Origin of the sequence: uncultured Leifsonia sp. (assembly GCF_945957465.1) — a bacterium.
Classification (GTDB): domain Bacteria; phylum Actinomycetota; class Actinomycetes; order Actinomycetales; family Microbacteriaceae; genus Leifsonia.
In genome coordinates, this window is the sequence record NZ_CAMFLC010000082.1 from 1 (window position 1) to 10124 (window position 10124).

Sequence of the window (10124 nt, forward strand, 5' to 3'; positions counted from 1 at the left end):
GCAGCGTCAGATGTGTATAAGAGACAGGGTCGCGGCGGCGCCCGTCGGCCAGGACCTCCTACTCCTCCTCGGCGCCGTGCTGATCACGGTCGGCGGCATCGCCGGTGTGATCGGCCTGGTGCGCGCCGTCCGCACCCACGACGTGCTCTCCTGACGCCCGGCGCGCTCTCCTCTCGGTAGCACCCACCGCACACCCACGGCGGGCGGCACCCCCTGTCCAGGCGCGCACGCCGCCCGCCCGTGACAAATGTCACGGTCACGACCTGACGCCCGACCTGCGCACCCCCCGGCGCGTCCCGGCACTCTGGGAGACGTGAACGAGACACCCGCCATCCGCCTCTCCGGGCTGCGCAAGACCTTCGGGTCGGTGAACGCCGTCGACGGCGTCGACCTGACCGTGCGCCCGGGGGAGGTCGTCGCCCTCCTCGGCCCCAACGGTGCCGGCAAATCCACCACCATCGACCTCGCACTCGGCCTCGCCCGGCCGACCGGAGGCTCCGCCGAGCTCTTCGGCGCCGATCCGCGACGCGCGATCCGCGACGGGCGGGTGGGCGCCATGCTGCAGGGCGGCGCCCTACTGCCCACGCTCACGGTCGCCGAATCGGTCGCCCTGGTCGCCGCCGCGCACCGGCATCCCCTCACCGTCGCCGAGGCGCTCGAGCGCGCGCGCTGCACGGAGATCGCGAAACAGCGCGTGGCCAAGCTGTCCGGGGGGCAGATGCAGCGGGCGCGCTTCGCAGTCGCCGTCGTCTCCAACCCCGACCTGCTCTTCCTCGACGAGCCGACCGCGGCGATGGATGTGGAGGCACGGCGCACCTTCTGGACGTCGATGCGCGAGTTCACCGCGGAGGGCCGCACGGTCGTCTTCGCCACCCACTACCTCGACGAGGCCGACACCTACGCCGACCGCATCGTGATGCTCGCGCGGGGGCGGGTCGTCGCCGACGGCACGCCCACCGAGGTGAAGGCGGTCGTCTCGGGCCGCCGCATCCGCGCCACTGCCGGTTCCACCTGGACGGACGCCGCCACGGCGGCGATCGCGGCGCTGCCGGGAGTGCGCACCGTCGACCACCGGGCCGGCCAGCTGTCGATCGTCAGCGACGACTCCGACGCGACGCTGCGCGCGCTGCTGGCGGCGCACGACGACCTCCACGACATCGAGGTCACCGCGCACACCATGGACGAGGCCTTCCTCGCCCTCACCGAATCCGCGACCGCAGCGCAAGGAGCCCTCGAATGAGCATCGCCTACCTGGGACGCGAGTCCCTCCGCCAGCTGAAGAACATGCGCGCCATGATCTTCACCCTGGCCGTCCCGCTCGTCATGCTGCTGGCCTTCGGCGGCACGTTCGGCGGTCGAGGGCAGGTGGATGCCGTCACTCACCTGCCGTGGATCGTCGTCACGACCATCCAGGTGTCGGCGTACGGGGGCATGATGGCCGCACTGTCTCAGGCGTTCCAGATCGTCACCGAGCGGTCGCTCGGCTGGAACCGCCAGCTGCGGATCACCCCGCTCACCGGAACCGGCTACCTCGTCTCCAAGCTGGTCGCCGCCCTCGCGCTCGCCCTGTTCAGCATCGTCGTGATCGTGACGGTGTCGGTCATGCTCTACCACCCCGACCTGTCCGTCGGGAGCTGGGTGCTGGCGTGCCTCGCCATCTGGTGCGGAGTCGTGCCGTTCGCCCTGCTCGGCATCCTGATCGGCCAGCTCGCCAAGCCGGAGTTCGCGCAGCCGCTGTTCATGGCGGTCTTCATGGGCATGGCAGTGCTGGGAGGCCTGTGGATCCCTCTGCAGATCTTCCCCGCCTGGGTGGCGAACGTGGCGAAGGCCGTGCCCTCGTACTGGCTCAACCGGGTCGGCCAGCTGGGTGCACTGCAGAGCGGCGACGCGCTCACCCCCGCCCTCGTGCTCGCCGCCTGGACGCTGGCCCTCGGGGCGCTGATCGTGTGGCGCTACCGCCGCGACGCCGCCCGCGGCTGAGCCCGCCGTCGAACTAGGGTGGGGACGTGTTCAGCAGCGACGTCGACGAGTACCGGCCCGTCGGGGTGTGGGCGCGACTGACGCACCGCTCCGCGTTCCGCTGGTATCCCGGCGCGCTCATCGGCCTGCTGTATCAGATCTCGGTGCTCAGCGGGCTGTGGACCTCCTCCGGCGCTGTCGCCACGAAGATCGTCGCGACGGCCCTCCTGACCCTCGTCTACGTCGGCTTCCTCGCCCTCCCGCCGGTGCTCTGGTGGGAGGGCGAGCGCACCCGGCTGATCGGGGTGCTCGGCTATTTCGCGCTCACGCTGACGCTCATCCCGTTCATCGGGATCGTGACCCTGTGGACCTGGGTGTACGTCGCCTGCGCGGCGGGGATGGCGATCGCCCGCACCTGGGTGTCGGCCGCCGTCATCTGCGGCCTCGGGCTCGTGCAGCTGATCGTCCTCCTGCTCACGGGCACGTTCGACGACTACTGGTTCATCGCCCTCATCACGGTCTCGATCGGCATCATGATGAGCGCGTTCGCCCGGCAGATCGACGCGCTCCGCCGGTTGCGGAACGCGCAGGGCGAGATCGCCCGGCTGGCCGTGGTGGAGGAGCGGGCGCGGTTCTCCCGCGACATGCACGATGTGCTCGGCCACTCGCTCACCGTCGTGACCGTCAAGTCGGAGCTCGCGCGCCGACTGATCCCGGTCGACCCGGGGCGCGCGGAGGAGGAGCTGGCCGACATCGAGCGGCTCACGCGTTCGGCGCTCGCCGACCTGCGCGCCGCCGTGGCCGGCTACCGCGAGATGAGCCTCTCGACCGAGCTCGCGGCGGCGCAGGCGGGTCTCGCCGCCGCGGACATCCAGGCGCACCTCCCGCGCAACGGCGAGGAGGTCGACCCCGATCTGCGCGAGCTGTTCGGCTGGGTGCTGCGCGAGGGGGTCACGAACGTCATCCGCCACTCCGGATCGCGCAACTGCTGGGTCACCGTGGAGCCCGAGATGCTGCGGATCGAGGACGACGGACGCGGCCCGGCGCCCGTGGGCTCCGAACGGCGCGATCTCGTGCGCGGGTCGGGGATCGCCGGTCTCGCCGCACGGGCGGGGGAGTCCGGCGCCGCGCTGACTGTGGAGGCCGGCCCGCGCGGCGGTACGCTGCTCACCGTACGGAGGCTGCCATGACCATCCGGCTGCTGCTCGCCGACGACCAGGCGCTCGTGCGCGGGGCGCTGGCCGCGCTCCTCGACCTCGAGCCCGATGTGGAGGTCGTCGCCCAGGTCGGTCGCGGCGACGACGTCCTCGAGGCGGCACGGGCCGCGGCGGCTGACGTCGCACTGCTCGACGTGGAGATGCCCGGTCTGGACGGCATCCAAGCGGCCGCGCAACTGCGGGCGGAGCTGCCGTCGTGCCGCTCGCTCATCGTCACGACGTTCGGGAGGCCGGGCTACCTCCGCAGGGCGATGGAGGCCGGGGCCTCCGGCTTCATCGTCAAGGACACCCCGTCGGGCCAGCTCGCCGACGCCGTACGGCGGGTCGCCTCCGGGCTCCGGGTCGTCGACCCGGCGCTCGCCGCGGAGTCGCTGGCTTCCGGCGCCTCGCCGCTGACCGCACGCGAGGCGGAGGTGCTCGCCGTCGCCGGGCAGGGCGGCACGATCACCGACATCGCCCGCCGGTTGCACCTGAGCGACGGGACGGTGCGCAACCACCTCTCGAACGCGATCGGCAAGACCGGCGCGCGCAACCGCTCCGAGGCGGTCGCGATCGCCACGCGCCAGGGCTGGCTCTAGCGCTGCCTGCACCCCGACATTCGTCACGAATCTCGTGATTCGTGCCACGAATGTGCCGATTCGTCACGAATGCGCGCCTGCATGCCTCGGCCGTCGCGATTCGTCATGTACCACGACCGCGGCGTACGTACGCGCTCGGGAATGTGCGCGGGAGACGCGGGTGCGTCGGCGCGCTCAGGCGCGCTTCGGCGTCTCGGACTCGGTGTCCTCGTAGTCGTCGGCGTCGTCGTCGTCGACGCCCTCGGGCTCGTAGTCCGCCCACGCGGCGTACTGGTCGTCGTCGTGGTGGGAATGCCCGGTCAGCTCGCGCTCGAGTGCGTCGTAGTTGACGTCGGGACTGAACGACTTCAACTGGCGAGCGATCTTCGTGTGCTTTGCCTTTTGACGGCCGCGCCCCATGCGTGACCCCCTTTTGATCCTGCCCGGGGAATGGCACCCGGGGATCCAACAGAAATAGTGAAAACTAGCGTCGAGTTTAGCATGGTGACCCCCATGGACCCCGAGTCGTCGCACAGCGTCGGATGATGGAATGAGCGCGTGATCAGTGGAATGACCGACACCCAGGTGCTGATCGTCGGCGCCGGGCAGGCCGGGCTCGCGGTCGCCTATTACCTGCGTCGGTTCGAGCTGACTCCGGGGGCGGATTTCGTCATCCTCGACCGCGGTCCCGGCACCGGGGGAGCCTGGCAGCATCGGTGGGATGCGCTGCGCCTGGGCAGCGCCCACCACGTGAACGACCTCCCCGGGATGTCGGAGCTGGGACTCAGCTTCGACACCGCGGACCGCACCCTCCCGGCCAAGGACATCGTCGCCGGCTACTACCGTCGCTACGAGGAGCATTTCGGCCTGGAGGTGCAGCGCCCGGTCGCGGTGTCGCGCGTGTTCGACCGCGGCGCCGATCTGGTGGTCGCGCACGACCGGGGCGAGACACGCACCCGGGTCGTCGTGAACGCGACCGGCACGTGGGGTGCGCCCTTCATCCCCTGGTATCCCGGGATGGGCGACTTCGCAGGACGGCACCTCCACACGTCGTCGTACACATCGGCGGAGGAGTTGGCGGGGCAGTCGGTCGTGGTGGTCGGCGGCGGCACGAGCGCGATCGGCTTCCTCCTCGAGCTCGAAGGCGTGGCAGGAGAGCTGACCTGGGCGACGCGGCGGCCGGTGGACTTCCGCGACGAGTCGGAGCTCACGATCGAGGGCGGTGTCGCCGCAGTCGCGGCACAGGATGCGGCTGCGCGGGCCGGGCAGGCGCTCCCGAGCATCGTGAGCGGCACCGGCGTTCCGCGTACGCGGCGCATCGCCGCCGGCATCGACCGCGGCCTGCTGGTCGAACGGCCGATGTTCTCCCGGATCGAGCGCGACGGGGTGGTCTGGAGCGACGGCTCGAAGACGCGTGCGGATGCGATCATCTGGGCGACAGGCTTCCGCCCGGAGCTGCGGCACCTCGCCCCGCTCAAGCTGCGCGAGAAGGCGGGAGGCCTCACGGTCGCGTCCGGCGCCTCCTGGCAGGACTCGCGGATCTTCCTGGCCGGCTACGGCCCGCAGGCGAGCACCATCGGCGCCAACCGCGCCGGACGCGTGATCGCCCGCCAGATCATGGCCCAGCTCTGAGACCGAGGGGCGCCCGAGGGTCATCCGAGGGGCGCCTTGGCGCCCTTATCGCGGCCGCTTAGGGGCGTTTGGGCGCCCCTCGGCTGCCCCTCGGAGAGGGCAGGGAGGCCTCAGAGCTCGATCGTGCGGTCGGCGCCCGCGAAGCGGAGGCCGCTGACGTGGATGCTCCCGGCCCCGGGGCTCGGGCGCACGTCGAGCGAGCCGGTCTGCGCGTCGGCGCGGAGGCCGAGACGCGCGGCGAGCACCGCGACAGCGGCTGCGGCCGACCATGCCTGCGGGCGGCACGCGGCGGGGTACGGCACCGGCGAGGAGCTCTGCGAGGCCGGGTCGCCGGAGTGCAGCTCCGGCATCCGGTAGCCGAAGCCCGCGGCCGCGGCCAGCAGGCCGTCGGCGAGCTGATCGGCCTCCGCGACGTGGCCGTCGCGCACCAGCCCGGTGATCGCGATCGCCGTGTCATGCGCCCAGACCGAGCCGCCGTGGTAGCTGAGCGGCCAGTAGCCTCCCGACTCGGTCGACATCGTGCGCAGGCCGTAGCCGGACGACAGCTCCGGAGACGCCAGCCTGCGCGCGATCAGTTCTGACTGCTCGGGTGTGAGGATCCCGGTGCCGAGGAGGTGGCCGATGTTGCTGGTCACCGTGTCGACCTTGCGCTTGGCGGCGTCGAGGGCGACGGCGGGGTAGGCGCCGGCCGGATCGTCGATCCAGTACGACTCGGCGAACCGCGCCTTGAGGGCCGCGGCCCACGACCTCCACTCGCCGGCGCCCGGGAGGCCGAACGCGTCGAGCAGCTCGGCGCCGCCGATTGCGGCCTCGTACGCGTAGCCCTGCACCTCGCAGAGCGCGATCGGGCCCTCGGCGAGCGTGCCGTCCATCCACTGGATGGAGTCGCCCGAGTCCTTCCAGCCCTGGTTGGCGAGGCCGTGCCCGGTGGTGTCGACGTACTCCAGGAAGCCGTCGCCGTCGCTGTCGCCGTAGTCGCGCATCCAGGCCAGCGCCGCCTGCATCGCGGGGAGCAGTGCGCGCACCTCGTCGTCGGGCATGCCCCACTTCCACGCGTCGTGCAGGAGGGCGACCCACAGCGCGGTCGCGTCGACCGTTCCGTAATACAGGGGAGGGAGGACCACGCCTTCGCCCGGGATGGTGAGCGCCGCCGGCCGCAGCTCGTGCATGATCTTGCCCGGCTGCTCGGCCGTCTCGCCGATGTTCTGCGTGCCCTGGAAGTGCGCGAGCACCCGCAATGTCGAGGCGGCGATGTCGGTGCCGAGCGGCAGCAGCATGCGCGCCGCCCACAGCGAGTCACGGCCGAACAGGGTGAAGAACCACGGCGCTCCGGCCGCGAGGAAGACGTCGTCCGGTCGCGCGGTGGTCGACATGCGCAGCGACTGGAGGTCGGCGAGCGCGCGCTCGAGCCACGACGCCAGGCGCGAGTCGCCGGTGGCGGCCCGGAACGCGGCCCACTCGGGCGACGGCGACGCGCCGGCCACGACCGCGGTCGGGTCCTCGACGTCGACGGCCCACTCGAGCGTGACCTGACCGCGGGCCGGCACCTCGACCTCCCAGTCGAGCCGGACGTCGGCGTCGTCGGACGTGACCCGCGCCCCGTCGGCGGCGAGGCGCGCGACGACGGGGCCGGAGCGGAACTCCACGCCTCCGGCCACGACGGTGGCCGAGACCGGGTGCTCGGCGCCGGTCAGCCCGGCCTTGATCGTCTGCATGGCCGTGAAGTCGCCGCGCACCGACACCGTGACCGTCGTCGTGATCGCGCTGCCGAGGGCATTGCGGAGTTCGATGCGCTCGTGGAGCCTCCTCGACCGCACCTCGCGGGTGCGGTCGATGCGGACGCGCGGGTCGGCCGTCGCATCGTCGATGCGGCGGGCCAGCCCGGTGAAGACCCCGGTCGCCGCGTCGGGTCCGGCGGTCGCGATGTGCTCGGGCCGGTCGCCTCCGACCGTGAAGAGGATGCGGTCGAGCACGCGCAGATCGGAGTGGTAGAACCCGTGGATCCCGGCGCCGTCGACGGTGCCGTCTGCGGCGGACCACGCCTGGCTGGGGGCGGTGAGCAGAACGACGCTGTCGTGCAGCAGGGGTTGGAGCGGCTGGGTCATCGTGGCGTTCGAGCCTCCTCGATCGTGGTGGGGGATTCGTGTCGGGTCGGGTGGTCCGAGGCAGGGAGGACGCGCGGGGTGATGCGCGTTTCCGTGACGGAGGGGGCGACAGGCGCCGAGGGGGCGACAGGTGCGCGCCCGACGACCTGGGCCAGGTCGATCGCGTGCTTCAGCAGCGGGCCGTACAGGGAGTCCGTCCAGGTGCCCGCGACGAGGCCGCCGCAGGTGGCGAGGATCGTGGGTGCGACGGCCGTCACTCCTTCACCGCCCCGTCGCTGGAGTTCATGATCCGGCGCTGGAAGATGAAGAACAGCACCGCGACCGGGATGGTCATGATGGCGGCCGCCGCCAGTTTGAGCGGGTACTGGCTGCCCTGGCTGAGCTGTCCGCTCGCGAGACCGGCGACGCCCTTCGTGAGGGTCGTCAGCGCGGGATCCTGGGTCGAGATGATGAAGTGGGCCAGCTCGTTCCACGACCCCTGGAACGACAGGATGATGATCGTGATCAGCGCGGGCCGGGCCATCGGCAGCACGATCGACCAGAACACCCGGAACGTGCCGGCGCCGTCGATGCGCGCCTGCTCCTCGACGCTCGCCGGGATGGACTCGAAGAAGCCCTTCATGATGAACACCCCGGCGGCGTCGGTGAGCAGCGGCAGGATCATCCCGGTGTACGAGTCGTACATCCCGAGCTGGTTGATCACGAGGAACTTCGGGATGAGCAGCACCACCATCGGCACCGACATGACGGCGACGAGCGCCGCGAAGACGACGCTGCGGCCCCGGAAGTGCAGGCGGGCCAGGGCGTACCCGGCGAGGGAGTCGAAGAACACCCGGCCGAGCGTGACGAACACCGTCACGATGACCGAGTTGCCGAACCAGATCGGGAAGTCGGAGTTGAGGAACAGCTTCGTATACGCGGCCGTCGTCCACACCTGGGGGATGAGCGAGACCGGGTTGGCCGTGGCATCCGCGTCGGTCTTGAACGAGGTCGCGATCTGGATGAGGAACGGCATGATGTACACGACCGCGAGCACCACGAGGATCGCGTAGGTGATGGACGTGCCGACGACGCTTCCGGTCGATCGACGCCGGCGCCCGGCGGGGCGCGGCGACGCCGGATGCGATGCGGACGGCCGCGATGCGGACGGCCGCGGCGATCCCGCCTCGGGGGTGACAGCGGTGGCGCTCATCCGAGGCCTCCTCTCGAAGCGGAGCCGGACGGGTTCGCGGGCAGAGCGGACGCGACGGCCGCGGCCTCGTATGGTCGCATCCGTCGCTTGGAGACTGCGCGCTCGCGCAGCACCCAGCGCTGGAAGATCGTGAGCAGCACGATGATGACGAACAGGATGAACGCGATCGCCGCGCCCTGGCCCCACTCCTGGTTGCCGAACGAGGTCTGGTACGAGAGGTAGGCCGGTGTCAGCGTGGTCTTGCTCGGCGCGCCCTTGCTGCCGGTGTAGATCTGGTCGAAGACCTGCCAGCACCCGATCAGGCCCAGTGTGAGCACGGTGAAGAGCGTGGGGCGCAGCTGCGGCAGCGTGATGCGCCAGAAGCGCTGCCAGCCGTTGGCGCCGTCCATCATCGCCGCCTCGGTGACGTCGCCGCCGAGGTTCTGGAGGGCCGCGATGAAGAGCAGCATGAACGTGCCGCTGGTGGTGAAGACCGCCATGACGATGTAGGCGGTCATCGCCACCGACGGGCCGCCCAGCCAGTCCCACCACGAGATGCCGAGAAGCGTGTTCTGCGTGAGCGCCGCCGGGCCGGTGGTGATGCCGAAGGCCGCGAGGAGGTTGTGGATGATCCCGTTCGGGTCGTTGAACCAGTTGGGCCCGTTGATGCCGAACCAGGCGAGCACCTGGTTGACGGCGCCCGAGGTGCTGAACAGGAACAGCCAGAGCACGGTGATCGCGACGGAGCTCGTCACCGAGGGGAAGTAGAAGGCGGTGCGGAAGAACCCGCGACCGCGCAGGATGGCCCGGTTGACGAGCACGGCGAGGAAGAGCGCGACCGCGGTCTGGACGGGCACGACCAGCACGACGTACCAGGCGTTGTTCTTCAGCGACATCCCGAAGTCCTGCTCGGCCAGGCCGCCGCCCGCGAGCAGCGTCGAGTAGTTCTTGAGCCCGACGAAGCTCACGTCGGACGAGAAGGGGCTGCCGCGCCCGCCCCAGTCGGAGAAGCTGACCCACAGTGCCATCAGCACCGGGATGACCAGGAAGACGCCGAGGAGCAGGATGACCGGGGCGGTGAACAACCACCCCGAGGCGGCCTCGCCGCGCCGGATTCCGGAACGGCGAGGCCGACTCGTGGCTTGCGACATGGTGGATGCCGTCCTTACTTCAGCAGCGCTTCGAGGTTCTTCTGCGTGGCGTCGAGGATCGTCTTGGGATCGCTCGTGGCCAGCGTCTCCAGCTTGCTGTTGAGGTCGGTGACGACGTCGGCCGCGCCTTTGGCGGTCGGCACGCCCTTGGCGTAGTCGGCGGCCGAGAGGAAGGGCACCAGTTCGGGGTTGGCCGACTTCCACTCCGAGGCGGCCGACTTGATCGACGGCATCGGGCCGAAGGCCTTCGAGAAGGCGAGCTGGTCGCCCTTGCTGGTCAGCTGCTCGACGAGCTTGAGCGCGGCGGCCTGGTTGGGGCTGTCGGCGGCGAT

General features: G+C 70.9%; 10 protein-coding genes and 1 pseudogene. 5 read left to right on the top strand and 6 right to left on the bottom strand.

What is annotated here, in order from left to right; genetic code table 11:
- Window positions 1-313 precede the first annotated feature (313 nt).
- The 4 genes from Q0Q23_RS19090 to Q0Q23_RS19105 are packed head-to-tail and all read left to right on the top strand — an operon-like array spanning window position 314 to window position 3754.
- Window positions 314-1240, top strand: a complete 927-nt coding sequence (locus Q0Q23_RS19090) for an ABC transporter ATP-binding protein (protein WP_295128077.1) — start codon at window positions 314-316, stop codon at window positions 1238-1240.
- Window positions 1237-1980 (top strand): ABC transporter permease, encoded by a 744-nt coding sequence (locus Q0Q23_RS19095; protein ID WP_295128080.1) that lies wholly within the window; start codon window positions 1237-1239, stop codon window positions 1978-1980. Before Q0Q23_RS19090 ends, Q0Q23_RS19095 begins: the two co-directional genes overlap by 4 nt.
- A 26-nt stretch (window positions 1981-2006) precedes the next feature.
- The gene (locus Q0Q23_RS19100) at window positions 2007-3149 is read left to right on the top strand and encodes a sensor histidine kinase (protein ID WP_295128083.1); all 1143 of its coding nucleotides are present in this window, start codon (window positions 2007-2009) and stop codon (window positions 3147-3149) included.
- On the top strand, window positions 3146-3754 hold the full coding sequence (locus Q0Q23_RS19105) for a response regulator transcription factor (RefSeq protein WP_295128086.1): 609 nt from the start codon (window positions 3146-3148) through the stop codon (window positions 3752-3754). Before Q0Q23_RS19100 ends, Q0Q23_RS19105 begins: the two co-directional genes overlap by 4 nt.
- Window positions 3755-3928: 174 nt before the next feature.
- Here the strand turns inward: Q0Q23_RS19105 and Q0Q23_RS19110 are convergent, their stop codons facing one another.
- A complete protein-coding gene (locus Q0Q23_RS19110) occupies window positions 3929-4153 on the bottom strand; it encodes a DUF3073 domain-containing protein (protein WP_295128089.1) in 225 nt (74 codons plus the stop codon).
- A 150-nt stretch (window positions 4154-4303) separates the two neighbouring features.
- Here Q0Q23_RS19110 and Q0Q23_RS19115 point away from each other — a divergent pair, with 150 nt between their 5' ends.
- A complete protein-coding gene (locus Q0Q23_RS19115) occupies window positions 4304-5365 on the top strand; it encodes an NAD(P)-binding domain-containing protein (protein WP_295128092.1) in 1062 nt (353 codons plus the stop codon).
- Window positions 5366-5475: 110 nt separating this feature from the next.
- Here the strand turns inward: Q0Q23_RS19115 and Q0Q23_RS19120 are convergent, their stop codons facing one another.
- The 5 genes and pseudogenes from Q0Q23_RS19120 to Q0Q23_RS19140 form a co-directional block, all read right to left on the bottom strand.
- Complete coding sequence (locus Q0Q23_RS19120) at window positions 5476-7470, bottom strand: glycogen debranching N-terminal domain-containing protein (protein ID WP_295128095.1); 1995 nt, start codon at window positions 7468-7470, stop codon at window positions 5476-5478.
- On the bottom strand, window positions 7467-7727 hold the full coding sequence (locus Q0Q23_RS19125; protein WP_295128098.1) for a hypothetical protein: 261 nt from the start codon (window positions 7725-7727) through the stop codon (window positions 7467-7469). The genes Q0Q23_RS19120 and Q0Q23_RS19125 overlap by 4 nt, the downstream gene beginning before the upstream one ends.
- On the bottom strand, window positions 7724-8662 hold the full coding sequence (locus Q0Q23_RS19130; RefSeq protein WP_295128101.1) for a carbohydrate ABC transporter permease: 939 nt from the start codon (window positions 8660-8662) through the stop codon (window positions 7724-7726). Before Q0Q23_RS19130 ends, Q0Q23_RS19125 begins: the two co-directional genes overlap by 4 nt.
- Window positions 8659-9792: a carbohydrate ABC transporter permease gene (locus Q0Q23_RS19135; RefSeq protein WP_295128104.1), complete on the bottom strand. Its 1134-nt coding sequence runs from the start codon at window positions 9790-9792 to the stop codon at window positions 8659-8661. The genes Q0Q23_RS19130 and Q0Q23_RS19135 overlap by 4 nt, the downstream gene beginning before the upstream one ends.
- A gap of 14 nt (window positions 9793-9806) precedes the next feature.
- Window positions 9807-10124: pseudogene (locus Q0Q23_RS19140) on the bottom strand (ABC transporter substrate-binding protein); the annotation flags it as partial.

Coding starts and splice junctions, on each gene's coding strand:
- Q0Q23_RS19110 (WP_295128089.1), bottom strand. CDS start 4,153: ATGGGGCGCGGCCGTCAAAAGGCAAAGCACACGAAGATCGCTCGCCAG.
- Q0Q23_RS19130 (WP_295128101.1), bottom strand. CDS start 8,662: ATGAGCGCCACCGCTGTCACCCCCGAGGCGGGATCGCCGCGGCCGTCC.
- Q0Q23_RS19120 (WP_295128095.1), bottom strand. CDS start 7,470: ATGACCCAGCCGCTCCAACCCCTGCTGCACGACAGCGTCGTTCTGCTC.
- Q0Q23_RS19105 (WP_295128086.1), top strand. CDS start 3,146: ATGACCATCCGGCTGCTGCTCGCCGACGACCAGGCGCTCGTGCGCGGG.
- Q0Q23_RS19095 (WP_295128080.1), top strand. CDS start 1,237: ATGAGCATCGCCTACCTGGGACGCGAGTCCCTCCGCCAGCTGAAGAAC.
- Q0Q23_RS19135 (WP_295128104.1), bottom strand. CDS start 9,792: ATGTCGCAAGCCACGAGTCGGCCTCGCCGTTCCGGAATCCGGCGCGGC.
- Q0Q23_RS19115 (WP_295128092.1), top strand. CDS start 4,304: ATGACCGACACCCAGGTGCTGATCGTCGGCGCCGGGCAGGCCGGGCTC.